Genomic DNA, 25,744 nt, shown 5'->3' on the forward strand with positions numbered 1-25,744 from the left:
GCGCCTCAGCGCTTCGGGCGAAGCTCGACGATCAGTGACGGGAAAATACGACCGTCGGTGTCGCGCGGCAATTTGTCGGTCTTGCGCAGGCCGCGCTCGGCCGCGTCGTCCCAACCCGGAATTCCGCTCGACTTGCGCAGCTTGACGTTCACGATGGTGCCGTCGGGGGCCACGCTCACATCGAATTCGGCGGCAGGGTTGCCACTCACCATGTCCGCATCGGGGAAGGTGATGTTGGGGCGCACTGCGGCCGCAATTCGGGCACCGTAGCCGCCCGAGGGCCCGGACGACTTGAGCGCGGTGCCCTTCGAGTCGTCAGCGCCGCTGGCGCCGGCCAGACCCTGCATGCGCTTGAGCGTGGCGGCGCGGTCGGCCGCGGCCAGCTTGGCGGCATCGGCCTTGGCCGCCTCGGCTTTCTTCGCGGCCTCGGCCTTCTTGGCCTCGGCTTCGTCACGCTTTTTCTGTTCGGCCAGCTTCTGCTGCTGTTCCTGCTTGCGATCGGCCTCGTCCTCGGCGCGTTGCTTCGCTTCGCGATCCTTCTTTTCCTGCGCCTTCTTCGCGGCGAGTTGCTGCTGCTTCTGCTTTTCCTGCCGGTCTTCCTCGAGCTCGCGCTCGCGTTCCTTCTGTTCTTTCAGCTTTTTCTCGCGCTCGAGCGCGATGTCCGGCGCCTTCGGCACTGGCGTCGGATCCGGCGGCTTCACGGCCTGCGGTGGGGGCGGCGGAGGCGGGGGCGGTGGTGCGGGCGTGGGTGCCGGCGGGGGCGGCACTGGCGTCGGCGGTGCAGATAGCCGCGGGGCGGCCTGCTGCACGGTGGACGACCAGAGTTCGGCCTCGACCGCATCGTCCTCGGCCTCGCGCTTCCAGTGCACGCCCCAGGTCAGCGCCGCGATAAGCAGCGCATGCGCGAACAGGGCGATTGCCACGGCACGCGGCGTGCCGCGCTGCGGCGGCGGGGCGAATTCGGGGCGATCAGCGGCCAGCGACATGCGTTACTTGCCGCCCGTGGTCGTGACCGAAAGGCCGACGCGCTCGACGCCGCTTTTCTTGAGCTGGTTCATCGCCTTGACCACGGTTTCGTACTTGACCGACTTGTCGGCGCTGATGACGACCGGGCGCTGCTCGTCGCCGCCCTGGGCAGCTTTGGCCGCAGCGCCGATCTGCGTCATCGGAATCGAGGAGCCGCCACTGCCGGTCGAGGGATCCTTCTTGATCTGCACCTCGTCGTCGCTCTTGACCACGATCTCGATCGGCTTGTCAGGCTGCTTGTTGGCCTTGTCGACGGTGGGCAGGTTGATCACGCTCGGCGTGATGAGCGGGGCCGTGACCATGAAGATGATCAGCAGCACCAGCATCACGTCGATGAACGGAACCATGTTGATCTCGTTGATCGTGCGGCGGCCGCGGCCGCGGGATGACATGGCGGGCATGCTGGCCTCCGCTCAACGGCCCGTGGCCGAAACGCCAACCGGGTTCGGCGGCAGGTTGGCCGACAGGTTGCGCTGCAGGATGTTGGAGAACTCCTCGATGTAGGTCTCCAGCGCAATGGCGATCTTGTCGATTTCGCGCGCGAAGCGGTTGTAGGCCACCACGGCCGGGATGGCTGCGAACAGGCCGATGGCGGTGGCGACCAGTGCTTCGGCGATGCCGGGGGCCACGGTCGACAGCGTGACCTGTGCCAGTGCGGCCAGGCCGGTGAAGGCATGCATGATCCCCCAGACCGTGCCGAACAGCCCCACGTACGGCGAGACCGAGCCGACGGTGGCCAGGAACGACAGGTTCTGCTCCACTGCGTCGAGTTCGCGCTGGAAGCTGGCACGCATCGCGCGCCGGGCACCGTCCAGCAGCGTGGCTGCGTCGGAGATGTGGCGCTCGCGCAGCTTCTGGTACTCGCGCATGCCGCTTGCGAAGATGCGTTCCATCGGGCCTGCGAGCTTGGCATTCTGGGCCGCCGAGGCAAACAGTTCGTTCAGGCTGGTGCCCGACCAGAACTCGCGCTCGAACTCGTCGTTGAGGGCGCGCGTGCGCTTCAGCGAGAAGTACTTGCGGAAGATGGCGGCCCAGCTGGCGATCGAAACGACGATCAGCAGCAGGACGACCAACTGCACGGGCAGGCTCGCATGAATCAGGAGTGTGAGGATCGAAAGGTCTTGGTTCATGGCTTGAGAGGTTGAGACATGGAGCCTCGATAGTGCTCGAGGGTTCCCGAAACTTGGGCCGGAATGCGTGCCGGGCGCAAAGTGGCGGCGTCCACCCAGCCGATGCGGATCGTGCCTTCGCAGAGCAAAACGCCTTGCTCTGTTTTTGATAGCACGCGCTGTCCGATTATCAGGGACGCCGTGCCGATTTGCTGCACATCGGCTGTAACCAGCAGTTCGTCGTCGAGCCGGGCAGGGCGGTGGTATTTCAGCGTGGTTTCGCTCACCACGAACTGGCCGCCGGTCTGCTCGCGAAGGTTGCGCTGTTCGACGCCGAGCGAGCGCAGCCATTCGGTGCGGGCGCGCTCCATGAACTTGAGGTAGTTGGCGTAGAACACGATGCCGCCGGCATCGGTGTCTTCCCAGTAGACGCGGACGGGCAGTTGGAAGCTCATCCGGCCATCGCCTTGAGACGCTCGATGGCCTCGTGCAGGTGCGCCATCGAGCTGGCCGTCGAGAAGCGCACGAAGCGGCTGGTTTCGGCGGTGCCGAAGTCGCGACCGGGCGTCACGGCGACATGTGCGCGCTTCATGGTTTCGAACGCGAAATCCCAGCTGCCCTCGATGCCTAGCTTCTGCGCGAAGGCATTGCAATCTGCCCAGGCATAGAAAGCGCCGTCGGGCACCACCGGCACCGCGAGGCCCAGCGCGTTCAGTTGCGGAATGAACCAGTCGCGCCGCGCCTTGAATTCGGCTCGGCGCCGTTCGTATTCGGCGATGCTCTCGGGCTCGAAGCAGGCCAGCGCCGCGTACTGCGAAACCGTGCTGGCGCAGATGAACAGGTTCTGCGCAAGGCGCTCGATCACCGGCACCAGCGCCTCGGGCACCACCAGCCAGCCGAGGCGCCAGCCGGTCATGTTGAAGTACTTGCTGAAGCTGTTGATGCTGATGACGTTGTCGTCGATGGCGAGCGCGGTCTGGCCGAAGGCATCGTCGTGGGAGAGGCCCAGGTAGATCTCGTCGATCAGCGTGATGCCGCCGCGCCGCGACACCACTTCATGGATGCGGTGCAGTTCGTCGGGCGCGATGGACGTGCCGGTCGGGTTCGAGGGCGAAGCCAGCAGCACGCCGCGCGTCTTGTCGGTCCAGGCCGCTTCGACCTTGGCCGCGCTGAGCTGGAAACGCTCGGCCGCAGTGGTCGGCACCAGCACCGCCTTGCCGTCGGCCGCACTCACGAAGTGGCGATTGCAGGGGTAGCTCGGGTCGGGCAGCAGGATTTCGTCGCCGGCCTCGATCAATGCCAGGCAGGCCAGTTGCAACGCGGCCGAGGCGCCGGCCGTGACCACGATGCGGCGCGCCGGCACGTCGACGCCGAAGCGCTGCGCGTACCAGGCGCTGATGCGCTCCCGCAGGGCGTCGAGCCCGGTGGCCTGCGTGTACTGCGTGGCGCCGGCGCGCACTGCGCGCGCAGCGGCTTCCTGCACCAGCGGCGGCGCGGTGAAGTCGGGCTCGCCGATGTTGAGGAAGATCATCGGCCGCTCGGTGTTCGCGACCTCGCGGGCGAGCGTCGCGGCGGCCTTGGCGACCTCCATCACGTAGAACGGCTCGATGCGCTCGGCGCGCGCCGAGATCCTCATGGGAACGTGGCCCCCACGCTCGGCATCGGAGTGTCCTGCCTGCCCGGGGCGGTGCTCATTTCGCCTTGCCTTTGGCGCGATCCGCCTCGACTTCGGTGGCGCGCAACTTCGGCGCCAGGCCATTGAGTACGGCATTCACGTACTTGTGCCCGTCGGTGCCGCCGAACTCCTTGGTGAGTTCGACGCACTCGTTGATCACCACGCGCCACGGCACGTCGAGGCAGTTCTGGAACTCGTAGACACCGATCCACATGGCCGCATGCTCGATCGGCGAGATCTCTTCCATCTTGCGGTCGAGCAGCGGCAGGATCAGCGCGTCGAGGTCGCCCGCATGCTCGATCGAGCCGTGCAGCAACGCGTCGTAGTGCGCGGCATCGGCCTTGTGGAAACCGGCCAGGTCGCGCGTGAAGTGGTCGATGGCGGTCGCGTCGTTGCGCCCGACCAGGTGCTGGTAGAGCGCCTGCAGCGCGAACTCCCGGGCCCGGCTGCGGTTCGACTTGGCCGAGGCCTTGCGTGCACCGGTGCTGGTGACGCCGGTGCGCGATTGGCGCGGTGGTTTGCTGGATTGGGGTTCGGTCATGAAAGTTGCGCGAGCAGTTGCGCCATCTCGACGGCCACGCGGGCCGCATCGCGGCCCTTGTCGGTTTGTCGGGCCACGGCTTGCGCGAGGTTCTCGGTGGTGATGATCGCGTTGGCGACCGGAATGCGGTAGTCGAGCGACACGCGGCTCACGCCGGCGCCCGACTCGTTGGCCACCAGCTCGAAGTGGTAGGTCTCGCCGCGGATGATGCAGCCCAGCGCCACCAGCGCGTGGTAGCCGCCGCGCTCCGCCAGCGCCTGCAACGCCACCGGTACTTCAAGGGCGCCGGGCACGTAGTGGTGGTCGATGTCGCTGTCGGCCACGCCGAGCGCGGCCAGTTCGGTCAGGCAGGCGGTGGCCAGCGCGCCGGTGATGTCTTCGTTGAAGCGTGCCTGCACGATGCCGATGCGCAGGCCCTTGCCGTCGAGCGCCGCTGCGGCGCCCTGGTTTGCGTTCAGCATGTCAGTCCTTGTGGCTGTAGCCGACGATCTCGAGGCCGTAGCCGGGGGTCATGCTGGGCATGCGGCGCGGGTTGGCCATGAGCGTCATCTTGTGCACCCCGCAATGGCGCAGGATCTGCGCGCCAACGCCATAGTTGCGCAAGTCCATGCGCCCGCGTTCGGGTGCCTGCGCCGGCCGCGCGGTGCCTTCGAACTGGCTCAGCAGGTCGGCGGCCGATTCGCCGCAGTTGAGCAGCACGGCCACGCCCTTGCCTTCGGCCGCGATGTGCGCAAGGGCGGCGTCCAGGCTCCACGAATGCAGCGAGCGGTTGACTTCGAGCGCGTCGAGCACCGAGAGTGGTTCGTGCACGCGCACCGGCACAGCGTCGTCGGGCGCCCAGCTGCCGCGCACCAGTGCCAGGTGCACGCCGTGGCTGGGCTTGTCCCTGAAGGCGTGGGCGGTGAACGGGCCCCAGGTGGTGTGGATCTCGCGGCTGCCGACTTTTTCGACCAGCGTCTCGGTCTGGCTGCGGTGCTCGATGAGTGCGGCAATGGTGCCGACCTTGAGCCCGTGCTCGGCGGCGAACACCTGCAGATCGGGCAGGCGCGCCATGGTGCCGTCGTCGTTCATCACTTCGCAGATCACCGATGCCGGCGAGCAGCCGGCCATGGCGGCCAGGTCGCACCCGGCTTCGGTGTGGCCCGCGCGCATGAGCACGCCGCCATCGACCGCCTGCAGCGGAAAGATGTGGCCAGGCTGCACCAGGTCGGCCGCCACCGCGTTGCGCGCGACCGCCGCCCGCACCGTGCGAGCGCGGTCGGCGGCAGAGATGCCGGTGCTGATGCCTTCGGCCGCCTCGATCGAGACGGTGAAGGCGGTCGAATGCTTGGCGCCGTTGCGCGCCACCATCGGCGGCAACTGCAGCCGCTCGCACATCTCGCGCGACAAGGTGAGGCAGATGAGGCCGCGGGCGTGGCGCGCCATGAAGTTGATGGCTTCGGGCGTGACGTGGTCGGCCGCGAGGATGATGTCGCCTTCGTTCTCGCGGTCTTCCTCGTCGACCAGGATCACCATGCGGCCGGCGCGCAGGTCGGCCACGATTTCGTCGACCGGCGAAATGGGGGCGGGCGGGCGCCCGTTGTGGGGCGTGCCGATCGGCGTGACGGAAGCGTTCATGGCTTGTTGTTCTGGATGTTGAAGGGAAGGGCACCAGCCTGGAGCATGCGCTCCACGTAGCGGGCCACGGTGTCGATTTCGAGGTTGACGCGGCTGCCTTCGACCAGCCCGCCGAGCGAGGTGTTTTCCACGGTGTGCGGGATCAGGTTGATGCTGATCTCGGCACCCTCCGGAACGTCGCTCACGCTGTTGACGGTCAGGCTCACGCCATTGACCGTGATCGAGCCCTTGTAGGCAAGAAAGCGGGCCAGAGCAGGGGGCGCCAGCACGCGAAGTTCCCAGCTTTCACCGACCGGGGCGAAGCGGCTCACCGTGCCGATGCCGTCGACATGGCCCGAAACGATGTGGCCGCCGAGCCGGTCGTGGGCGCGAAGGGCTTTTTCGAGATTGATGCGGGCGGCCGGCTCGGCCAGGCCCGCGGTCTTGTCGAGCGATTCGGCGGAAATGTCGATCGTGAACTGGTGGGCTGCCGTATCAAGCGTGGTGACGGTCATGCAGGCGCCATTGAGCGCAATGCTGTCACCGAGCCCCACGTCGTCGAGGTAACCATCGGGCGCGGCGATGCTGAGTCGCTTGCCGTGGGACGAAGAGCTGCCGAGGTCGTGGATGGCGGCGATGCGCCCCACGCCGGTGATGATTCCGGTGAACATCCGCGCATTTTCGCAGACTATTCGACCGGGGTTGGGGTCAACCCTGGAACCGGTCGCGGCCTGCCACGCGCGCGACGATGCGCAAGTCCGGGCCGAGCCGGTCGACCGAGCGGAATTCGAGCGGCAGGACTCCGGCGAGTTCGGTCAGCGGCCCGCCCGCATGCGGCTGGCTGGCCATGCCCATGCCGCTGCCGATGAACTTGGGCGCCAGATACACCAGCAACTCGTCGACCAGCCCTTCGCGCATCAGCGAGCCGTTGAGCTTGTGCCCGGCTTCGACGTGCAACTCGTTGACTTCGCGGCGAGCGAGATCGGCGAGCATCGCGGCCAGGTCGACCTTGCCCTGCGCATTCGGCAGGTAGGTGATGGTGGCGCCGCGGGCCTTGAGCGCCGTTTCCCTTTGGGGGTCGGCCGGCGCCGCCGCATAGATCCACACGGCGCGGCCCGAGATGAAAAGGCGGGCCTCGGGCGGCGTCTGGAGCTGGCTGTCGACCACAACCAGATGCGGCTGGCGCGTGGTTTTGACCAGGCGCACATCGAGCCGCGGGTTGTCTTCGAGCACCGTGCCGACACCCGTGAGCACCGCACTGGCGCGCGCCCGCCAGGCATGCCCGTCTGTGCGCGCCGCTTCCGTGGTGATCCACTGGCTGGTGCCGTTTTCAAGTGCGGTCTTGCCGTCCAGCGAGGCTGCGACCTTCAGGCGCACCCAGGGCGTCTTGCGCACCATGCGGCTGAAGAAGCCGATGTTGAGTTCGCGGGATTCTTCGGCACCCGGGCCGACCTCGACCTCGACACCGGCGGCGCGCAGCCGGGCAAAGCCCTGGCCGGCGACGAGCGGGTTCGGATCGGCGATCGATGCCACGACCTTGCCGATGCCTGCCGCGATCAGTGCATCGCAGCAGGGGCCGGTGCGGCCGTGGTGGGAACAGGGTTCGAGGGTGACGTAGGCGGTGGCACCGACGAGCGAATGGCCGTGGGCCGCCGCGTCGCGCAGCGCCATGATTTCCGCGTGCGGGCCACCGACAGGTTGCGTGTGGCCCTGGCCGAGAACCTTGCCGGCAGCGTCGGTGATGACGCAGCCGACCCGGGGATTGGGATCCGTCGTGAAGCGGCCCTGCGAAGCGAGTCGTTCGGCCTCGGCGATATGCCGTGCGTCTGCGGGTGGAGTGGGCATGGAGCGAAGCAAGGTACTCGGGGAACGCGCAGGCGTACTGCGAAAGGCGCGCGCTGCGGCTGTCGGATCATACGAGCGGTGCCGTCGCCCATGCTTTGAATCTAAACTCCGGCATCGACCGCGCGGGAATCGCTCCTGCGGATCGATGTTCAGGGAGTAGAAAAACATGGCGCAATCCAGGCGCAAAGCTGCGGGCTTTTCTCTTCTCGAGGTGCTCGTCTCGATCGTTGTCCTCAGCATCGGACTGCTGGGGGCGGTGGGCATGCTGATGACAGCAGTGCGAACCACCAACGAGTCAGGCTCGTTCACTACGGCGGTCAACCTCGTGCGCGAGCTTTCGGAAAAAGCGCGCATCAACAAGAACATTGCAGCCCGCAACAGCGTCGAGAACGCCTACGTTCTCGACGACTGGAGGAGCAGCCGCGACGCTCTTCCGGGTATCGACAACGCGACCGCCTGCACAGGCGTCGCGGCCGCCTGCAGCCAGGCGAGGCTCGCTGCCTGGGATCTGCGCAACTGGCTCCAGCGCGTCAAGACCAGCTTGCCGGAGGCCCGCGTCGCCGTGTGCTTCGACGATGCGCCCTGGGATGCAGCCAAAAACGCACACACGTGGGGTTGCAGCAAGAAGGGCCGCAACCTGGTGGTCAAGCTCGGCTGGGCCCCGCGCCTTGGCAGCGACGACGAGAAGGATGCCGACAGCCGTCCTCCGCGCGTCGTCATGCAACTCATCCCCGGACAGGACTACGATGGCTGCAGCTCCGTTGCCTTCTGAAACCGGCCTGCGCGCGCAGCAGCGCGGCGTCACGCTGGTGGAGCTCATGGTCGCCATGGTGATCGGGCTCGTGCTGGTGCTCGCAGCCTCGGCGGCATTCCTGGCGAGCAAGCAGCTCTTCAATACAGATGCCGAGGTTCAGGCGACGCAGGATTCGTTGCGCTTCGCGCGCTACATCGTGCAGGGCGTCGTCCGCCAGGCGGGCTATGCCGACTACGCGCCCGACAGTCTGGCCGATGGCATCGGCGTCATCGCCAGCAATGCCAACCTGCTGGCCGACTCCGTCGATCCGCGCGACCTGAACATCGGCGGGGCGACCAACACCACGGTGAGCAGGACGGACGACAGCTTCGGCGCCAACGACACCGACACCCGCAACCAGAACGATTCGCTCATGGTGCGCTTCTTCGGGCGAAGCACGGCCAACGCCGACACGCCCGACAACACCATGATCGACTGCCTCGGTCATCCGCAGAAGGGGCCGGCCGCGATCCCGTCAGCCGCCGATCGTGCCTGGAGCTTCTTCTACGTGGCGTTGGCCTCCGACGGCGAACCCGAGCTCTATTGCAAGTACGCGACGGAGGCTGGCAAGTTCACGGCAGAGCCCCTGGCGCGCGGTGTGGAGAAGTTCAAGGTCGTCTATGGCTACGACGGCAATGGCGACAGCGTTCCCGAAGCGTGGCTCGATGCGAAGGGCATCGCAGCCAAGGCGCAGGCCGCCGGTGGGCCGATCAATGCCGAATGGCGCAAGGCCGTGGCGGTGCGCATCGGCATCGTGGTTCGCAGCGCTCGCCCCGCTGGCGATCTGAAGCAGGTGAGTGGACATGACTATCGGCTTTACCCGCTGGGCGAGGAGTTCAGGAACAGCGTCTATTTCGACCCGCCGGACGACGGGCGATTCCGAAGCACGGCGACCTTCACGCTCATGCTGCGCAACGTCGCACGGGATCCGACATGAGCGCGCATGCCTCGATGGGGCGGGGCGGGCTCGCGGAGCGCGGGTTCTCGCTGATCGTCGTCTTGTTGCTGCTGGTCATCGTGACCGTGCTGGGTATCGGCGCGGCGCACCTGTCGCTGGTGAACGAGCGCAGTGCGCGCAACGACCGGGACAGCGAGATTGCCCTGCAGGCAGCGGAGGCGGCGTTGATGGATGCCGAGCTCGACGTGCTGGGCCCCAACCAGGCTGCGTCTGCGCGCTTGTGCCTGTTCAACAACAAGGACGTTGCGCCCTTCGTCGCGGGCTGCGGTGGCGCCGGTTCCAGTCTGGGTCTTTGCGCGCCCAACGAGCCGGGCACCACGCCGGCCTGGATGCAGGCCGATCTGTCGCCCACGAGCAAGACCGCAGTCGAGTACGGCACTTTCACCGGCCAGAAGTACGTCACGGGCCAGGGTGCCACGCCCGCTGCCTTGCCCCGCTACATCGTCGAGGTGATCCGCAACAACGGCGGGTGGCAGGCCATGCGGCTCGAAAGTGCCAGCGCCGGCAACGCCACCAACATCTTCCGCGTCACGGCGATCGGGTTTGGAGTCGAGAAGGAAACGCAGGTGGTTCTGCAAACCAATCTGTACAAGCCAACGGTCAGCGCAGGCTGTCCGTGAGGGGGAACTGGGCATGCTGAAAATTCGACAAGGCGATCTGAAGGGCGCTGCCATTGCACTTGCGCTGTATCTGGCCACGATGACCATTCTGTCGGGCGCAGTGGAAAAGATGCCGGTGGTACCGCCCGACGCGGTACTGGCCGACGAACCCCTGTTCTCGACGACCTCCCGCGTCAAGCCGAACATGGTGCTGGATCTGTCGGTGGAGTTTCCGACGACGGGCGCAGCCTATCGGCGGGGATTCGACATCACCAAGTCCTACGTCGGCTACTGGGACCCGATGGGCTGCTACGACTACGCCATCGCAGACGGCTACTTCAGGCGCACCGCCAGCGCGACGGTGTCGGACGGCGAAATCGTCTGCGCCGGGAAGTGGAGCGGCAACATGCTGAACTGGGCTGCTTCATCGGCCATCGACATGCTGCGCTATGCCATGACCGGCGGAGACCGTGTGCTCGACACCGCGGACACGACCGTGCTCCAGCGCGCCGTTCTCCAGGATAATTTCTACAACGCCGGCGACAACTTCCCGGCGCGGGTGTTGAGCGGCAATCTCGACAAGCTGACGCCCCTGTCCGGTGCCCTTGGCCCCGGTGGCACAGTGCGGATTGCCAACTGCCGCGACCGCCTTTTCGTCGGCTCGACTGCTTCGGGCAGTTGTACCGATCCGGGAACCGATCAGAGCTACGGGCCGGGCGGCGCTGCGCCGTATTTCGCGCGGGTGCAGGTCTGCTCGGCGGACGAAGGGCCGATCCGGCGCGACCTGTGTCTGAAGCAACCTGCCGGCAACTACAAGCCGGTCGGCACCATCCAGACCTATTCGGCCCGGATGCGCTTCGCCGCCTTTGGCTATCTGATGGACAACACCAACGCGCGCTATGGCGGCGTGCTGCGCGCACCGATGAAATTCGCGGGGCCCACTGCAGAAAACGCAAGGTTCGAGAAGATCGCCAACGAGGCGGCCGAGTGGGATGCCAACACCGGGGTCTTCGTTGCCAATCCGCTGGCCAGTACGGAGGGCTCGAGCGGCGTCGTCAACTATCTCAACCAGTTCGGCCGGACGGGGCCTGTTCCCGGCACCTACAAGACCTTGGACGCGGTGGGCGAGATGTACTACGAGTCGCTTCGCTATCTGCAAGGCCAGGCGCCGACCGACCAGGCGACCGCGGGTATGACGAACGCGATGAAGGATGGTTTTCCGGTTTACAACCAGACAGAAAAGTGGGGCTCCGGAGCGCAGAGCACATGGGATCCGGTCGTGGCCAACTGCCAGAAAAACTACATCCTGGCCATCGGCGACCTGAATACCCACCACGACCATTCGCTGCCGGGTCTCGGCAATGACGCCATCGATGGCTGGCCTTCGGGCTTTCGGGCCGCGGATCTTGCCAGGATGGAGCCCGACACGGCGGCCTGGGCCAGCCTTGTCGGCGCATTCGAGAACAGCGAGTCCATGGCATACACCCATCCGTCCGGCAAGACCGGCCTGACGACGCGGGGAAATGCCGACGGGCCGCGTGCCTTCGCTTACAACAACGGCGCCCGGATCACGTCGTCCAACATCCCGGCGCTGGACACCGGGGCCGACCGCGGCTCGCTGGCATGGAGCGGACTGGCCTATTGGGCCAACACGCAGAAGATTCGCCGCGACCATCCCGATGTCCGGGTCAAGACCTACACCATCGATGTCGACGAAGGTGGCGATGGCACCATCCGCCAGGGCAAGCGTGGGAGCGCGTACTACCTCGCTGCAAAGTACGGCGGTTTCGACGACAGGAACGACGACGGCAATCCGTTCGTGACCGCCCTCGGTGACGGCAATGCGGAGAGCGTGTCGAATTCCGAGTGGCAGTCGGGTGTGGATGACGACGGACAGCCCAGGCCGTCCAACTATTTCCTTGCGAGCAAGCCCGAGGAGATGATCGCCGCCATTCGTCAGATCTTCGCGAGAGCCGGTGCGGCAAGCGGCACCATCGCCGGTGGCGCGCTCTCCAGCACGCGCATCGCCTCGAGCGGCACCCATCTCTACGTTCCGCAATTGGACAGCACGCGTTGGTCCGGCTCGCTGCTGGCCTACCCGCTGGCTTACGACGCCACGCTGGGTGCGGTGAACAAGGGCAACACGCCAACCTGGAGCGCTGGCGCATTGCTGACCGTCGCGGACAAGCCGGTCGACCGGAAGATCTTCACGCAGCTCGGTTCCAGAGCCGGTGCGGAATTCAAGTGGACGGCCATCTCCGGCGACAAGGTGCTGTCGGATCTGCTGAATGCGGAGCCGTTTTCGCAGGTTGGTGCCAGGGACGATCTCGGTGAGCGCCGTGTCGCCTATCTGCGCGGCGACCGCACCGGCGAGGTCGACAGGAAGGGCGGTGTCTTCAGGGCTCGTGATTCGGTCATGGGCGATGTCGTCAATTCGACGCCGCTGCTGGTGGGCGCGCCCAGCTCCACGCTTCAGGGCAAGGACTACGACAAGTTCGTGGCGGCCCACAAGGGGCGCCCGCGGGCCGTCTACGTCGGCGCCAACGACGGCATGTTCCATGCCTTCGCTGCCGACACTGGGGCCGAACTCTTCGCCTACGTGCCGCGTTCCGTGTACGGCAGGCTCGGCGCCTACACCTCGCCAGATTACGTTCATCAGCCTTACGTCGACGGCAGCGCGGCCGCGGGCGAAATGCAGTCGGCTGAAGGCAACTGGCGCACCGTGCTGGTTTCCGGCCTGGGCGGCGGGGCGCGCGGCGTCTTTGCGCTCGACGTGACCAACCCAGCCACCTTTTCGGCGAGCAACGTGCTGTGGGAGTTCACCGGCGCCGACGATGCCGACATGGGCTACGTGACGCAAGCACCGCGAATCATGAAATTCCGCACCACTGCGGCCAGGGACGGCAAGCCAGCCGTCTACCGCTGGTTCGCCGTCGTTCCCTCCGGCTTCAACAACGGCAACACAAAGAAGGCCGCAGCGCTTTTCCTGCTCTCGCTGGACAAGGCGCCTGCCGATGCATGGGAGCGGAACCGCAACTACTACAAGATCGTGCTGCCGAATCCCGCGGACACGGCCGTGGCCAATGCTTTGGGGCCGGTCGGCGACTATGCGGCGTCCGACAACACGGCCCGCCTGCTGTACGCGGGCGACACGCAGGGCAATTTGTGGAAGTTCGATTTCAGCAAGAGTGCGCCGTGGAGTGAAGCTACGGCACTGCCGCTCGGCAGCGCACCCTTGATGGTGGCGAAAGACGCCAACGGGAACAGGCAGCCGATCACGATCGCACCGGAAGTGGGGGCGGGGCCGAATGGCGGCGCCATCGTCCTCTTCGGCACCGGAAAGCTTGTCGAGGTCGACGACCTGGGCAGCCGGCGCGCGCAGACCCTCTATGGCGTCTACGACACCAAGTCCGCAATTCCCGTGGATCAGGCGCGCACCCAGCTTCAGTCGCGCACCGTCACAGCGGACAACAAGGGCCAGTTCACCATCTCCGGCAGTGCTTTCGTCTACGGGCCCTACGACAGCGACACCTCGCAGCGCCGCGGTTGGTACTTTGACCTGCCGCAGGCAACCGACAACGGCGAGCGCCAAGTCTCGCGCATGCTGCTCAGCGACGGCTTCCTCCTGTTCAACACGCTGATTCCGAACCCGAACGCCTGCGGTGCGGGCGGCGGCGGCCACACCTGTGGGGTGAATGCGATGTCGGGCCTTTCCGTTGGCAGCACCTGCATTCCGTCGACGGTCGGGCTGCCCGGTTCGCCGATCGTCATTCAGGAAGGCGAGGGCGCTTTCACGTCGACCGATTCGTTCGGACGACGAACCGAAACCAGGAAAGTGGCGGTGATCAATCTCGGCACCGGCACTGGCAACGGCCCCGGTGTTTCCATCACGCGGCCGATCGAAGGCGGCAAGGTGTCCCAGGTGGCCGGTCGCTTGAACTGGCGTCAGGTCATCAACTTCAAGGATCTCAAGCAATGAGCCTTTCGCATGCCCAATCCGTGCGGCATCGCGCGGCCTCTGGTTTCACGCTGATCGAACTGATGATCGTCGTTGCTGTCATTGCGATCCTGGCGGCAATCGCCTATCCATCGTTCATGGATTCCATGCGCAAGGGATGGCGCGCGGAAGCGCGCGCAGCCCTCATGCAGGAGATGCAGCAGCAGGAGCGCTTCTACACCCGGACGGCCAGCTACAAGACGGACAAGCCGTTCAAGAGCCATTCGGGTGATACGCCGGCCGGCAGCAAGTACGGCCTGGCGGTTACACCCTGTGATGGTCAGGCCGACGCGAAGACGTGCATCAAACTGACGGCCACTCTCAAGCAGGGCTACCTGGATCCCCAGGTGAAGGAGATATGGATCGACAGCGCGGGCGTCAAGAGTTGCACGGGCGAAGACAAGGGCAGGTGCTGGCAATGAAGTTGGCGCTTTCCTCCAACCTGCGCACGCGCGGCTTCACGTTGATCGAAATGCTTGTCGTCATTGCCCTGGTTGCGATTCTGGGCGCCATCGCCGTGCCCGGCTTTCGCGACCTGCTGCAGAACCAGCGACTGGCGTCCGCCACCAGCGATTTCGTCGCCGCCTTGAGCCTTGCGAGGTCGGAGGCCATCAAGCGCTCGCAGGCCGTCGCCGTGAGTCCGCAAGGGCAGGGCTGGGGCAGCGGCTGGAAAGTACAGATTGCAGGGGACAGCGCCGCGCAGCCCTTGCGCACCTTCGACGCGCTCCGCGGCGGGGTGGTCGTCGACACCACGCTGAGCAACGGGTTCGACACGCTCGTCAGCTACGATGGAAACGGATTTTCGCGTGCAGGCAACAGCTACAAGGCAGGATGCCTGGCGCTGAAGGCCGAGACCGGGCGGCGCAGTGCCATCGTGATCCCGATGTCGGGGCGTCCGAAGACCTGCGATCCCGACCGGAAGGGCGATTGCGGTCTCGGGAAATGCAACGCGGCAGGCGGCTGACCGCTGCGGCCGGCGACTCAGATATCCCGAAGCAGTTGCCTGAACTCGTCCACGTCTTCAAAGCTGCGATAGACCGACGCAAATCGTACGTAAGCCACCTTGTCCAGCTTCTTGAGCTCCCGCATGACGAGCTCGCCGACCTTGTTGGACTCGAGCTCGCGCAGGCCGCTGGCCAGCAGCTTCTGTTCGATGCGCAGCAGGGCGCCATCGATCTGTTCGATGCTCACAGGGCGCTTGCGCAGCGCCAGCATCATCGAGGCGCGAACCTTGGTGGCGTCGAAATCGGCGCGGCTGCCGTCCTTCTTGACCACCACCGGAAAGTTGACGTCTGGACGCTCGTAGGTGGTGAAGCGCTTCTCGCAGGCGCCGCACTGGCGCCTCCTGCGCACGAAGTCGCCGTCTTCGGAAACGCGGGTCTCGACGACCTGCGTTTCCTGGTGGCCGCAGAACGGGCACTTCATGCTGTTGCCGCGGCCGGACTGTTTGCGGGCTTCAGCTGTAGACCGGGAAGCGGCTGGTCAATGCGTGCACCTTGGCGCGCACCGTGGCCAGATTCGCCTCGTCGCGTGGATTTTCCAGCACGTCGGCAATCAGGTTGGCGGTCGCCCGGGCTTCCTCGTCCTTGAAGCCGCGCGTGGTCATTGCCGGGGTGCCGATGCGCACGCCGCTGGTGACCATCGGCTTTTCGGGGTCGTTCGGGATCGCGTTCTTGTTGATGGTCATGTGCGCGCTGCCCAGCACCGCTTCGGCTTCTTTGCCGGTGATGCCCTTGGAACGCAGGTCGACCAGCATGACGTGGCTTTCCGTGCGACCGCTCACGATGCGCAGGCCGCGCTGCGTGAGGGTATCGGCCACGATTTGCGCGTTCTTCACCACCTGCTGCTGGTAGCTCTTGAACTCGGGCGTCAGTGCTTCCTTGAAGGCCACGGCCTTGGCCGCGATCACGTGCATCAGCGGGCCGCCTTGCAGGCCCGGGAAGATGGCGCTGTTGATCGCCTTTTCGTGCTGCGACTTCATCAGGATGATGCCGCCACGCGGGCCGCGCAGGCTCTTGTGCGTGGTGGAGGTCACGACGTCGGCGTACGGCACCGGGTTCGGGTAGCAGCCGGCGGCCACCAGGCCTGCGTAATGGGCGATGTCCACCATGAAGATCGCGCCGACATCCTTCGCCACCTTGGCAAAGCGCTCGAAATCAATGCGCAGCGAGTAGGCCGAAGCGCCCGCGATGATGAGCTTGGGCAGGTGCTCGTGCGCCTTGCGCTCCATCGCGTCGTAGTCGATCGCTTCGTTGGCGTCCAGGCCATAGCTCACCACGTTGAACCACTTGCCGCTCATGTTGAGCGGCATGCCGTGGGTCAGGTGGCCGCCTTCGGCCAGGCTCATGCCCATGATGGTGTCGCCGGGCTTCAGGAAGGCGAGCATCACGGCCTCGTTGGCCGAGGCGCCGCAATGCGGTTGCACGTTGGCAGCGTCGGCGCCGAACAGCTGCTTGACACGGTCGATAGCCAGTTGCTCGGCCACGTCGACGTGCTCGCAGCCGCCGTAGTAGCGCTTGCCGGGATAGCCCTCGGCATACTTATTAGTGAGTTGCGAGCCCTGCGCCGCCATGACGGCGGGCGACGCGTAGTTTTCACTCGCGATCAGTTCGATGTGCTGTTCCTGGCGTGCGTTTTCGGCCTGGATGGCGGCCCACACTTCGGGATCGGTCTGTTCGACCAGGATGTTGCGTTGGTACATGGCAGTCCTTTGAAGACGAATGTCCTTGTTCAAGCAAACAAGGGCTGCCCAGGCGAACGGCTGAACGCCCGACGGCCGGGCGGTACGCTTCCCAGTGGTGTTCCACGTCAGCGCATGTCCCTGAAAAGGGCTGCGCCTATCGCCAGTCGCGTACCCGGCGAGTGTAGCCGAGGCGGCTCAGGAACTGCCCAGCAGTGCCACTTTTTCGCCCGCCGGCTCCGCCGACTTGGCGGGCTCGTTCGACGGCGAATTCTGCGCGCGCAGGGCGGGTGGTGCCACCGGAATGGCGCGGCCGCCGGCCACTTGGCGCAGCCGCTCGTGCTCGGCCAGCACCTTGCCGGCGTAGCCGCCGTCGTCAACGAGGTTCGCTGCGCCGACGTAGTAGCGCAGACCCCCTTCGACGGAACCGGCGCGGGCGATGCATTCCTGCAGCACCTTGACGCCGACCCGCATGTTGGTCACCGGGTCGAAGGCGGTCAGGGTGCCGCCTGCGCTTTCGTACTTGTCGCCATGCACGCGGGTCATGACCTGCATCAGGCCCTGCGCACCGACGTGGCTCTGCGCGAAGGGGTTGAAGCTCGATTCCACCGCCATGATGGCAAGGATCAACGTGGGGTCGAGCTTGGTGCGTTTGCCGATGTCATAGGCCTCGGCCACCAGCACGCTGAGTGGTTCGGCCGCGACGCGGTATTTCTTGCTGAGCCAATAGGCCACCGCGGCCTGCTGCTTGGGCAGGTCGGTCGGGCTCGCAGCCGTGGTGCGGTCGATTGCAGTCGGGTTGAGGTCGGTCGGCTCCGGTGCCGGCTTGCGCGATTGCAGCCAGCCCATCAACTGATCTTCACCCGACTGGCGCAGGTCGGGCCGTGCGACCAGCGCCAATGCGGCGAACACGATGGCCAGGCCAATCAGTGCAAAGCCGTTGTGCGTGATCTCGAAAAAGCCGTCTGCCACATCGGACGCAAAAGTCCGGAGCCCGCGGGCCGTGGCTTCCAACGCTTGTTTCATCGCTGTTCCTTTCGTGGACGGGGCCTTGATCGCATGCCACGCGCGGGGCGGGAATGGGTCGGAGGCGACGTCGCTTGGATAAGTACGAATCAGGTCCGCGCGAGGAGGAGTGGAGCGCGGCCGCCTGATCAAGCCGGTCGCATCAAGGCACTCGGCGGCGGATTCATGGAGCCCGGCTGCAAGCGGGCAGCACGGTCAACGCGGATTCTAGGAGGCGCTAAATACTCGGTCAAGAATAACGTCTAGGTTTGTTATTCTAATTTGTGTTGAACAAGAGACTTAAAAACCGCCTCAATCGGACGGTCACAAATCATTGAAAAAGCAGTTTGCAAAGCCGTGCGCGCGAGCGTAAGCTAACTTTGCCTGTGAATTCAGGTGCTCGCCAAAGACCGAGAACAGAGGGATTCCTCCCAGGTTCAACGTCAGAGGCACCCCCCGGTGGCAATCTCTTGCTGCCTGCAAGGTCGGAACCATTCAACTTCCGGTCGAGCGAAAAGATGGCATGGGTTTTGTGCCCGCCATCGAGCCCGGTGACAAGACTTCGCGTCGAGCCACCGGGCTTTCTTGCTTCTGGGAACGCCACGGCGTTTGCGGCACACTCACACGCAAATGAATGCAAGCGCGTTGAAACAAAACAAGTGGGTGCGGCGTGGGATCGTCGCGGTGTTGGTCCTTCTGGGGCTCTGGCTCGTGGCATGGCTTGCAGTGCCGCCGATCCTCAAGAGCCAGTTGCAGAAGATCGCCAGCGAGAAGCTCGGCCGCCAGGTCACCGTCGGCAAGGTCGACTTCAAGCCCTGGACGCTGGAGCTGACCCTGAACGACCTGCGCATCGCCACCGTCGACGGCAAAGGCGCGCAGCTCCAGATCGCCCGCGTGTATGCCGACGCCGAGCTCCAGTCAGTGCTGCGGTTGGCGCCCGTGGTCGATGCGGTCGCCATCGATCAGCCCGTCATCACGCTGACCCACCTGGCCGACGGTAAATACGACATCGACGACATCCTGGCAAAGCTCGCCGCTCCGTCCGACAAGCCTGCGGGCGAGCCGCCGCGCTTTGCCATCTACAACATCGCGATCACGGGTGGCTCGGTCGATTTCGACGACCAGTCCGTCCAGCGCAAGCATGCGCTGCGCGATTTCGCGCTTAACGTGCCGTTCGTGAGCAATCTCGCGTCGCAGCGCGCGGTCAAGGTCGAACCCAAGCTGGCCTTCACGCTCAACGGCAGCAGGTTCGACTCGGCCGCATTCACCACGCCTTTCGCCGACGACCGCAAGACCGATGCCCGGCTCAGCTTCAAGGGGCTCGATCTGGCGCCTTACCTCGGCTACATCCCGGGCGGCCTGCCTGCGCAGCTCAAGGCTGGCTCGCTCGATGCCGACCTGAAGTTCGATTTCCAACGCGCAACGACCGCCAGCCTGAAGATCAGCGGCACGATCGAGGCCCATGGCGTCAAGGTGTCCGATGCCCGGGCGCGTGATCTGCTGGCTTTCGATGGGCTCAAGTTGGGCCTGGTCGATGTGCGTCCGCTGGAGCGCGTGGTTCACCTGGGCGAGGTGGCACTCGCTGCGCCCACGCTCGCGGTGGCGCGCGATGCCGCCGGCAAGCTCAACCTGCTGGCCACCAACCCTGCCACCGGTACCGCAGAAAAGGTGGTGCCTGCCGCAGATGCGCCGGGCGCTGCAGCCGCCAAGGCACCCGAACCCAAACCGTGGCAAGTGCAGGTCGACAAGCTCGCGCTCAGCGGCGGCAAGATCGGCTGGCGCGACGAAACCACCGCCCCGGCCGCCGCCCTCGAGGCCAGCGCGCTCAACATCGACGCCAGCGCGATCCGTTGGCCGATGGACAAACCGGCCAGTTTCAGCGGCAGCACTTCGGTGGGCGGCGCGGCACTCAAGTTCGAAGGCCAGGCCACCGACAAGGTGGCGACCGCCACGGTGCAGGTCGAGGCCCTGCCGTTGTCGCTGGCTGCGCCGTACCTGGCGCAAAGCCTCGAACCCACGCTCGACGGCAAGCTCGGTGGGCAGATCGACGTGGCCTGGAACCAGCCCAACCTCAAGTTCAAGGCCCGCAAGCTGTTTGTCGACGGCCTGGCGCTGACGCAGGGCAAGTCGGCGCTGGCCAGCGTCGGCCGTTTCGAGCTGACCGACGCCGAGGTCGACATGACCGAGCACAAGCTTGCCATCGGTACGTTCAGCGCCAACCAACCCAAGGTGCGGGTCGAACGCGACAAGGAAAAGCACTGGATGTTCGAGCGCTGGCTCAAGGCACCCGCGGGTGGGGGCCAAAACGGCACCGAAGTTGCCAAAGCCGCGGCACCCAAGCCGGCCGAGGCCGGCGCCGCCCCTGCGGGCGCCAATACCAAACCCTGGGCGCTGACGATCGGCACGGTGTCGGTCGACGGGGGCGCCGTCTCCTATGCCGACCAGGCGAGCGCCACGCCGGTGGCGGTCGAGATCACGGCGCTGAAGGTCAGCGCGCAGAAGATCGCGCCCGACACCGCCACCGTGTCGCCGCTGCAGGTGTCGGGCCGCATCGGTGCCGGCCGGGCCGACCCGGGCCGCTTCGACTACAAGGGCAGCATTGTGTTGAAGCCGGTCGCGGCAGAGGGGCGGCTCGAGGTCGGCGCGTTCCCGGCGCATGCCTTCAAGGCGTACTACGCCGACACCCTCAATATCGATATTCGCCGGGCTTTTGCCAGCTACCGCGGCACGGTGCGCTATGCGCAGGCGCCGGCCGGCATGAGCCTGAAGCTGGCGGGCGACACGGCGGTGGAGGATTTCCGCGCCAACAGCGTCTCGCTGACCCAGTCGCCCGGCTTCGACCGCAGCAACAACCAGTTGCTGAGCTGGAAAACGCTGAGCCTGCGTGGCATGCAGGTGGCGCTGGCGCCGACCGCACCACTCGCGCTGGATGTGCGTGAAACCACGTTGACCGACTTTTTCGCCCGCGTGATCGTCGACCCGACCGGCCGTCTCAACCTGCAGAACCTGACGAAGAAGGGCGAGCAGGAGGGCGCGGCGAAAGCCGAGGCCGCAGCGCAGACCGGCACCCGGCGCAGCCTTGGCGGCACCACCACCACGACCCGCGCAGCATCCGCGCCAGCTGCGGCGGGCGCGCCGGTGTCGGCCGAGCAGATGGTCGGCGGTGCGCCGGCTGCGGCCGTACCGGCGCCAGCCGCCGTCGCGCAGGCTGAAGACACCGGCCCCAAGCCGGTCATCAATTTCGGCCCGATGAGCCTGGTCAACGGCAAGATCGACTTCACCGACCTGTTCGTCAAGCCCAACTACTCGGCGGATCTGAGCGAGCTGACCGGCAAGCTCAGCGCGTTCTCGTCGAATCCGCCCAAAGGCTCGGGCGGGTCGCCCGCGCTGGCTGACCTGGAACTGCGGGGCAAGGCCCAGCAGACCGCGTCGCTCGAAATCACCGGCAAGCTCAATCCGCTTGCGAAGCCGCTCGAACTCGACATCACGGCGAAGATGCGCGAGCTCGACCTGGCGCCGCTGTCGCCGTATTCGGTGCGCTATTCCGGCCATGGCATCGAGCGCGGCAAGATGAGCATGGACGTCAACTACAAGATTGCGGCCGATGGACAACTGACCGCCACCAACAAGCTCGTCCTGAATCAGCTCCAGTTCGGCGAGGCCGTGCAGGGCGCGCCTGCCAGTCTGCCGGTGCGCCTTGCGGTTGCGTTGCTGGCCGACCGCAACGGCGTGATCGATGTCGACCTGCCGTTGCGTGGCTCGCTCAACGATCCGCAGTTCAGCATCGGGCCGCTGATCTTCAAGGCCATCATCAACCTGATCGCCAAGGCGGCGACGGCGCCGTTCGCCCTGCTCACGGGTGGCCTCGGCGGTGGCAGCGGCGAGTCGAGCGCCATCGTGTTCGACGCCGGCAGTTCGTCGCTGAGCCCGGCGGCCAAAGAGAGCCTCGACAAGGTTGCCAAGGCGCTGGTCGATCGTCCGACCCTGCGCATGACGGTGGTCGGCACCGCCAGCCTCGAACAGGAACGCACCGCCTACCAGAAGCAGCGCCTGCGGCAGCTGGCCCAGGCCGAGAAGCGCCGCAGCGCGGCCCGCGGCGGCCAGAACGCGGCAGAGGTGGCGCCGGTGACCGATGCCGAATACCCCGAGTTGCTCGCCGCGGTTTACAAGCGCTCCGACATCACCAAGCCGCGCAACATGGTCGGCCTCGCCAAAGACCTGCCGACCAGCGAGATGGAAAACCTGCTGCTCGCGAGCGTTCCGGTCGACGAGGAGTCGATCCGCCAACTCGCGGTGGAGCGGGGCGCCGTGGTGCGTGACTACCTGCTGGCGCAGAAGCTGCCGACCGAAAGGCTGTTCCTCGGCGCAGTGCGTACGCAGGCCAGCGGCAGCGACTGGAAACCGGGCGCAGAGCTGAAACTCGACACCCGTTAGGCCCCTTCCGGCCAGCGCCGGCAGACAGCCGGCCGCAGGTCTGTGAAAATGCACGGTTGGCCGGCATTGCCGGCTTGTGCTTTTTGCTCCTCCTTTTCAGACAACGACTTTCGCTCCGTGACCTCAAGCTCCACCAAAACCCCCGACCTCCAGGCCCTCGACACGCTCACCGGCGGCGCCTTCACCGCGCCGACTTCGGGCGAGCGCGCCCAGCGCATTCGCGATTGGCTCGCGGGTCGGCCCACGCCCGAGCAACTGCAGGATGTGTTCAAGGAGCTCAGCGGCCGCGACAAGGGCGCCGCACGCCCGGTGCGCGAAAAGCTCGACGAACTCAAACGCGCCAAGGGCCAGGAGGTGATCGCCGCTGAGTGGGCCCAGAAGGCCGAACTGCTGCTGGCCCAATCCAAACTCAACATTGCCGACGCATTGGCCTGGCAACGCGATGCGGCCAAGGCCGGCGCGCCGCTGTCGCGCGAGCCGCTGGCCGGCTTCAAGGCCCAACTGGCTGAACGCGTGAAGGGCATCGAAGACCTGCAGCACCGTGCGCAGGTGCATCGCGAGGCGGCAGTGCTGCTGGCGCAGCGCTTCGAGGTGCTCTCGACCAAGGGCTGGAAAGACGCGCAAGCCGCCGACGAATCCCTTCGCGGTGATGTCACGCACTGGCAGCAGCAGGCAGACGAAATCACCACCGACGCCAACTGGAACAGCCTGGACGCGAAGTTCGCACCGCAGCTCGAGGCCTCCCGGGCCCAGTTGCTCGTGGTGTCCGATGCCTTCCATGGCGCGCTGTCGCAGGCCGTTGCCGCCGCGAATGACGCCGCCGCGCCACTGCCACCGGTGCCGGTGTGGGCCGACGAACTGCGCACCGCACGCGGCGAGGCCGTGGTGCCCAAGGCGGCGCCTGCCAAGCCGGCGCGTCCGCCGGTCGACCCCGCCGTGCGCGCGGCCGCACAGGACGCGGTGCAGGTGGCGCTGGCGAAGCTCGAGCAGGAAACCGCCGAAGGTCATGGCAAGGCCAGTGCCGGCGCCGCAGCCGCACTGCGCGCGGTGCTCAAGGAACACGGCAAGCTGGTCGAATCCGAATTGGAGGCGCGCGTGCATGCAGCGCTGGTCGCGGCCGGCGAACTCGAAGGCTGGCAGCGCTGGAGCGCCGACAAGGTGCGCGAAGACCTGGTCGCCAAGGCCGAAGGCCTGCTCAAGCGACCCGATGGCCAGGCGCTGGGCGGCCGCAAGATGCAGGAGACCCTGCGTGCCCTGCGCGACCAGTGGAAGCAGTCCGACCAGGGCGGCGTGCCGAACCACGCGCTGTGGAAGCGCTTCGACGAAGCTTGCAACGAAGCCCACAAGGTGGTCGAGGCCTGGCTCGAAAAAGTGCGCGCGGATGCGGCCGAGCACCGTGCGCACCGCATAGCGCTGATCGAGGAGGTCAAGGCCTGGGCGGTCGAGCATGCCGATGCCGCCGATCTCAAGGCGCACAACCGCGCGCTGCACCAGTTCGCCGACCGCTGGCGCGATGCCGGCCACGTCGGCGAGAAGATGTTTGCCGAACTGCAGCCACAGTGGAACGAGGCTTTCGGTGCCGCCCGTGCGCCGTTCGAAGCAGCACAGAAGGCCAGCGTCGAACGCCGCCAGGCCATGATCGCCGAGGCGGCCGAACTGGGTGCCCAGCCGATGTTGCGCATCGACGCTGTCAAGGCGCTGCAGCAGCGCTGGCAGGCCGAGGCGCAGAGCGTGCCGCTCGATCGGCGCCACGAACAGAAGATGTGGGACGCGTTCCGCGCCCCGATCGACGAAGCCTTCAACCGCAAGACGGCGGAGCGCGAGAAGGTGTCGTCTGCGATGAGCGAGCACGACCGCAACGTGCTGCTCGCCTCCAAGGCGCTCGAAGCGGCCAATGCCACGGGCGACGCGCAGAAGATTCGCGCGGCCATGAATCAGCTCGAAGCGGCAATGCGCGGTGAAAAGATCAACCTGCCCGAACCGGCGGCGAAGCCGGTTCCGACACCCGCCACGTCGCACGTCAACACCGCCGAAGACGCGGCGCCGGCGCAAGCCGCACAGGCGGCCGAAGCCGAATTCGCAGAAAGCGCAGGCCTGGCGCCAGCGACCGGTGAAGTCGATGAGCCCGCGGTCACGCATGCCCATGCCCCCGCCCACGATCTCGTGGCGCCGGACGGCAGTGCCGACGCCGCAGCGCTCGGCGACAGTGAAACCGATTCGCTGCCCGAGCCAGCCGCAGCGCCCGCGCCGGCTGCAGTTCCCCCCAAGCCGGTGGTCGCGATGCGCCGTGCCGACGACCGTCCCGGCATGCGCAAGGCCGAGCCCGCGATGGCGGGCCGCGGCGGCCGTCCCGGCGATCGACCAGGCGACCGGCGCGACAGCCGCGGCCCGGGCGGCCCCGGCGGGCGTCCCGACCGCGCAGGTGGCTTTGGTGCCGGCGCCGGTGGCGACCGCGGTGGCCGTTTCGGCGACCGCGCCGCACCGCGCTTCGAAGATCGCGGCCCGCGCCTTGGCGATGCCGCCTTCCGCGCCCAGCGCGACGCTGTCGAGCATGCCCAGGCCGCATTGCGCAAGCTTGCGGCGCAGGCTCACGGCGAAGCATTGACGCAGTTGCTCGGCGCCTGGGAAAAGCGCGATGGTGCCAGTGTGCCCAGCGTGCAGGAACTCGGCCGTGCCGTGTCGCCCGCGGTGCGCGGCGCATGGTCGCAGGCGGTCGACGCAGCGCCTGCGGGCAATGCGTCCGACGCGTTGCTGCGGCTCGAGATCGCCGCCGAGGTGCCGACGCCGGCCGAGCATGTGGACGCGCGCCGCGCGATGCAGCTCCAGTTGCTGACCAAGCGCAACGAACCGGCGCCTGCGCAGACCTGGGGCCAGGATGCGGCGAAGGTGCTGGCCAGTGGCCACGACGCCGCCACCGCGCGCCGGCTGCAGAACGTGCTCAAGACGCTGCTCAAGGGCTCATGACGATGGCACGCAACCGCATCGCCCTGCTGCTGGCCGCCCTGGCCTTGGCCGCGGGCCTGAGCGGCTGCGGCATCTTTCCGTCGACCCCCAAACCGGCAGACCCCGACGCAGCCGCGCCGACGCCGGCGCAGGAGCAGGCCAAGGCAGCGCTGCCCGAGTCCGCCCGTCGCATCACGGCGCAAACGCCGGCCGTGCGCGCCTACCGCAAGACCGGCGCGCGCTACATCTATACGCGCTACGCCGACCGCATCTACAAGGGCAAGATTCCGCCGCTGGTGTATGCGGTCGCGACGGTGGAAACGCACATCGATGCCAAGGGTGAGGTGGAGGCCGTGACCTTCATGCGCGCCCCTTCGCACGCACCCGAGGTCAGTGTGCAGATCGTCGAGCTGATCAAGAAGGCGTCGCCGTTGCCGGCCCCCGGTCGCGTCGGTGCCCACACCTACGTGGAAACCTGGCTCTGGGACAAGAGCGGCAAGTTCCAGCTCGACAGCCTGACCGAAGGCCAGCGCAGCCGCTAAG

General features: G+C 66.5%; 22 protein-coding genes and 1 riboswitch. Of the genes, 9 read left to right on the forward strand and 13 right to left on the reverse strand.

What is annotated here, in order from left to right; translation table 11 throughout:
- Positions 1-5: 5 nt before the first annotated feature.
- From tolA to ribD, 10 genes are read right to left on the reverse strand one after another with little or no spacing between them, the layout of a single operon-like run.
- A complete protein-coding gene (tolA, locus tag QTI05_RS23510) occupies positions 6-986 on the reverse strand; it encodes a cell envelope integrity protein TolA (protein ID WP_286543126.1) in 981 nt (326 codons plus the stop codon).
- Between the two features lie 3 nt (positions 987-989).
- Positions 990-1,427, reverse strand: a complete 438-nt coding sequence (locus QTI05_RS23515; RefSeq protein WP_286619826.1) for a biopolymer transporter ExbD — start codon at positions 1,425-1,427, stop codon at positions 990-992.
- A 12-nt stretch (positions 1,428-1,439) separates the two neighbouring features.
- Positions 1,440-2,156, reverse strand: a complete 717-nt coding sequence (tolQ, locus tag QTI05_RS23520; protein WP_286619829.1) for a protein TolQ — start codon at positions 2,154-2,156, stop codon at positions 1,440-1,442.
- On the reverse strand, positions 2,153-2,590 hold the full coding sequence (gene ybgC, locus QTI05_RS23525; RefSeq protein WP_286619830.1) for a tol-pal system-associated acyl-CoA thioesterase: 438 nt from the start codon (positions 2,588-2,590) through the stop codon (positions 2,153-2,155). Before ybgC ends, tolQ begins: the two co-directional genes overlap by 4 nt.
- Positions 2,587-3,771 carry a pyridoxal phosphate-dependent aminotransferase gene (locus QTI05_RS23530; protein WP_286619831.1) on the reverse strand — a complete coding sequence of 395 codons (1,185 nt, stop codon included), beginning with the start codon at positions 3,769-3,771 and terminating at the stop codon, positions 2,587-2,589. The genes ybgC and QTI05_RS23530 overlap by 4 nt, the downstream gene beginning before the upstream one ends.
- Before the next feature lie 55 nt (positions 3,772-3,826).
- Positions 3,827-4,351 (reverse strand): transcription antitermination factor NusB, encoded by a 525-nt coding sequence (gene nusB / locus QTI05_RS23535; RefSeq protein WP_286543133.1) that lies wholly within the window; start codon positions 4,349-4,351, stop codon positions 3,827-3,829.
- A complete protein-coding gene (ribH, locus tag QTI05_RS23540) occupies positions 4,348-4,812 on the reverse strand; it encodes a 6,7-dimethyl-8-ribityllumazine synthase (RefSeq protein ID WP_286543134.1) in 465 nt (154 codons plus the stop codon). The genes nusB and ribH overlap by 4 nt, the downstream gene beginning before the upstream one ends.
- Before the next feature lies 1 nt (position 4,813).
- On the reverse strand, positions 4,814-5,968 hold the full coding sequence (gene ribBA / locus QTI05_RS23545) for a bifunctional 3,4-dihydroxy-2-butanone-4-phosphate synthase/GTP cyclohydrolase II (RefSeq protein ID WP_286619832.1): 1,155 nt from the start codon (positions 5,966-5,968) through the stop codon (positions 4,814-4,816).
- Positions 5,965-6,618, reverse strand: coding sequence for a riboflavin synthase (locus tag QTI05_RS23550; protein WP_286543138.1), 654 nt, complete (start codon positions 6,616-6,618; stop codon positions 5,965-5,967). The genes ribBA and QTI05_RS23550 overlap by 4 nt, the downstream gene beginning before the upstream one ends.
- A gap of 37 nt (positions 6,619-6,655) precedes the next feature.
- The gene (gene ribD / locus QTI05_RS23555; protein ID WP_286619833.1) at positions 6,656-7,792 is read right to left on the reverse strand and encodes a bifunctional diaminohydroxyphosphoribosylaminopyrimidine deaminase/5-amino-6-(5-phosphoribosylamino)uracil reductase RibD; all 1,137 of its coding nucleotides are present in this window, start codon (positions 7,790-7,792) and stop codon (positions 6,656-6,658) included.
- Positions 7,793-7,958: 166 nt separating this feature from the next.
- Between ribD and pilV the strand changes: the two genes are divergently transcribed.
- The 6 genes from pilV (at position 7,959) to QTI05_RS23585 (ending at position 15,103) form a co-directional block, all read left to right on the forward strand.
- Positions 7,959-8,564, forward strand: coding sequence for a type IV pilus modification protein PilV (gene pilV / locus QTI05_RS23560; protein ID WP_286619835.1), 606 nt, complete (start codon positions 7,959-7,961; stop codon positions 8,562-8,564).
- The gene (locus QTI05_RS23565) at positions 8,554-9,522 is read left to right on the forward strand and encodes a PilW family protein (protein ID WP_286657924.1); all 969 of its coding nucleotides are present in this window, start codon (positions 8,554-8,556) and stop codon (positions 9,520-9,522) included. Before pilV ends, QTI05_RS23565 begins: the two co-directional genes overlap by 11 nt.
- Positions 9,519-10,163, forward strand: a complete 645-nt coding sequence (locus tag QTI05_RS23570) for a pilus assembly PilX family protein (protein ID WP_286619838.1) — start codon at positions 9,519-9,521, stop codon at positions 10,161-10,163. The genes QTI05_RS23565 and QTI05_RS23570 overlap by 4 nt, the downstream gene beginning before the upstream one ends.
- Positions 10,164-10,347: 184 nt before the next feature.
- Entirely contained in the window at positions 10,348-14,121 is a 3,774-nt protein-coding gene (locus QTI05_RS27950; protein ID WP_506555334.1) for a pilus assembly protein, read from the forward strand.
- On the forward strand, positions 14,118-14,561 hold the full coding sequence (locus tag QTI05_RS23580) for a type IV pilin protein (RefSeq protein ID WP_286619840.1): 444 nt from the start codon (positions 14,118-14,120) through the stop codon (positions 14,559-14,561). The genes QTI05_RS27950 and QTI05_RS23580 overlap by 4 nt, the downstream gene beginning before the upstream one ends.
- On the forward strand, positions 14,558-15,103 hold the full coding sequence (locus QTI05_RS23585) for a GspH/FimT family pseudopilin (RefSeq protein WP_286619842.1): 546 nt from the start codon (positions 14,558-14,560) through the stop codon (positions 15,101-15,103). Before QTI05_RS23580 ends, QTI05_RS23585 begins: the two co-directional genes overlap by 4 nt.
- A gap of 17 nt (positions 15,104-15,120) precedes the next feature.
- Here QTI05_RS23585 and nrdR read toward each other — a convergent pair whose 3' ends face one another.
- The 3 genes from nrdR to QTI05_RS23600 all read right to left on the reverse strand — a co-directional run bounded on the left by nrdR (position 15,121) and on the right by QTI05_RS23600 (position 17,845).
- A complete protein-coding gene (gene nrdR, locus QTI05_RS23590; protein ID WP_286543148.1) occupies positions 15,121-15,564 on the reverse strand; it encodes a transcriptional regulator NrdR in 444 nt (147 codons plus the stop codon).
- Between the two features lie 31 nt (positions 15,565-15,595).
- Positions 15,596-16,840, reverse strand: a complete 1,245-nt coding sequence (gene glyA / locus QTI05_RS23595) for a serine hydroxymethyltransferase (RefSeq protein ID WP_286619845.1) — start codon at positions 16,838-16,840, stop codon at positions 15,596-15,598.
- Between the two features lie 39 nt (positions 16,841-16,879).
- Positions 16,880-17,000, reverse strand: a riboswitch (ZMP/ZTP riboswitch).
- A 17-nt stretch (positions 17,001-17,017) separates the two neighbouring features.
- Positions 17,018-17,845: a transglycosylase SLT domain-containing protein gene (locus tag QTI05_RS23600; RefSeq protein ID WP_286543151.1), complete on the reverse strand. Its 828-nt coding sequence runs from the start codon at positions 17,843-17,845 to the stop codon at positions 17,018-17,020.
- 609 nt (positions 17,846-18,454) lie between these two features.
- Between QTI05_RS23600 and QTI05_RS23605 the strand changes: the two genes are divergently transcribed.
- From QTI05_RS23605 to QTI05_RS23615, 3 genes are all read left to right on the forward strand, one after another.
- Positions 18,455-22,258: a DUF748 domain-containing protein gene (locus tag QTI05_RS23605; RefSeq protein ID WP_286619847.1), complete on the forward strand. Its 3,804-nt coding sequence runs from the start codon at positions 18,455-18,457 to the stop codon at positions 22,256-22,258.
- A gap of 117 nt (positions 22,259-22,375) precedes the next feature.
- The gene (locus tag QTI05_RS23610) at positions 22,376-25,222 is read left to right on the forward strand and encodes a DUF349 domain-containing protein (RefSeq protein ID WP_286619850.1); all 2,847 of its coding nucleotides are present in this window, start codon (positions 22,376-22,378) and stop codon (positions 25,220-25,222) included.
- 2 nt (positions 25,223-25,224) lie between these two features.
- Positions 25,225-25,743: a hypothetical protein gene (locus tag QTI05_RS23615; protein ID WP_286619851.1), complete on the forward strand. Its 519-nt coding sequence runs from the start codon at positions 25,225-25,227 to the stop codon at positions 25,741-25,743.
- Position 25,744: the final 1 nt, after the last annotated feature.

Source organism: Variovorax fucosicus (genome assembly GCF_030316825.1).
Classification (GTDB): domain Bacteria; phylum Pseudomonadota; class Gammaproteobacteria; order Burkholderiales; family Burkholderiaceae_C; genus Variovorax; species Variovorax fucosicus.

What these genes read in the sequence shown, in the direction of transcription:
- tolA (WP_286543126.1), bottom strand. Translation starts at nt 986, where the DNA reads ATGTCGCTGGCCGCTGATCGCCCCGAATTCGCCCCGCCGCCGCAGCGC.
- QTI05_RS23515 (WP_286619826.1), bottom strand. Translation starts at nt 1,427, where the DNA reads ATGCCCGCCATGTCATCCCGCGGCCGCGGCCGCCGCACGATCAACGAG.
- tolQ (WP_286619829.1), bottom strand. Translation starts at nt 2,156, where the DNA reads ATGAACCAAGACCTTTCGATCCTCACACTCCTGATTCATGCGAGCCTG.
- ybgC (WP_286619830.1), bottom strand. Translation starts at nt 2,590, where the DNA reads ATGAGCTTCCAACTGCCCGTCCGCGTCTACTGGGAAGACACCGATGCC.
- QTI05_RS23530 (WP_286619831.1), bottom strand. Translation starts at nt 3,771, where the DNA reads ATGAGGATCTCGGCGCGCGCCGAGCGCATCGAGCCGTTCTACGTGATG.
- nusB (WP_286543133.1), bottom strand. Translation starts at nt 4,351, where the DNA reads ATGACCGAACCCCAATCCAGCAAACCACCGCGCCAATCGCGCACCGGC.
- ribH (WP_286543134.1), bottom strand. Translation starts at nt 4,812, where the DNA reads ATGCTGAACGCAAACCAGGGCGCCGCAGCGGCGCTCGACGGCAAGGGC.
- ribBA (WP_286619832.1), bottom strand. Translation starts at nt 5,968, where the DNA reads ATGAACGCTTCCGTCACGCCGATCGGCACGCCCCACAACGGGCGCCCG.
- QTI05_RS23550 (WP_286543138.1), bottom strand. Translation starts at nt 6,618, where the DNA reads ATGTTCACCGGAATCATCACCGGCGTGGGGCGCATCGCCGCCATCCAC.
- ribD (WP_286619833.1), bottom strand. Translation starts at nt 7,792, where the DNA reads ATGCCCACTCCACCCGCAGACGCACGGCATATCGCCGAGGCCGAACGA.
- pilV (WP_286619835.1), top strand. Translation starts at nt 7,959, where the DNA reads ATGGCGCAATCCAGGCGCAAAGCTGCGGGCTTTTCTCTTCTCGAGGTG.
- QTI05_RS23570 (WP_286619838.1), top strand. Translation starts at nt 9,519, where the DNA reads ATGAGCGCGCATGCCTCGATGGGGCGGGGCGGGCTCGCGGAGCGCGGG.
- QTI05_RS27950 (WP_506555334.1), top strand. Translation starts at nt 10,348, where the DNA reads ATGGTGCTGGATCTGTCGGTGGAGTTTCCGACGACGGGCGCAGCCTAT.
- QTI05_RS23580 (WP_286619840.1), top strand. Translation starts at nt 14,118, where the DNA reads ATGAGCCTTTCGCATGCCCAATCCGTGCGGCATCGCGCGGCCTCTGGT.
- QTI05_RS23585 (WP_286619842.1), top strand. Translation starts at nt 14,558, where the DNA reads ATGAAGTTGGCGCTTTCCTCCAACCTGCGCACGCGCGGCTTCACGTTG.
- nrdR (WP_286543148.1), bottom strand. Translation starts at nt 15,564, where the DNA reads ATGAAGTGCCCGTTCTGCGGCCACCAGGAAACGCAGGTCGTCGAGACC.
- glyA (WP_286619845.1), bottom strand. Translation starts at nt 16,840, where the DNA reads ATGTACCAACGCAACATCCTGGTCGAACAGACCGATCCCGAAGTGTGG.
- QTI05_RS23600 (WP_286543151.1), bottom strand. Translation starts at nt 17,845, where the DNA reads ATGAAACAAGCGTTGGAAGCCACGGCCCGCGGGCTCCGGACTTTTGCG.
- QTI05_RS23605 (WP_286619847.1), top strand. Translation starts at nt 18,455, where the DNA reads ATGAATGCAAGCGCGTTGAAACAAAACAAGTGGGTGCGGCGTGGGATC.
- QTI05_RS23615 (WP_286619851.1), top strand. Translation starts at nt 25,225, where the DNA reads ATGGCACGCAACCGCATCGCCCTGCTGCTGGCCGCCCTGGCCTTGGCC.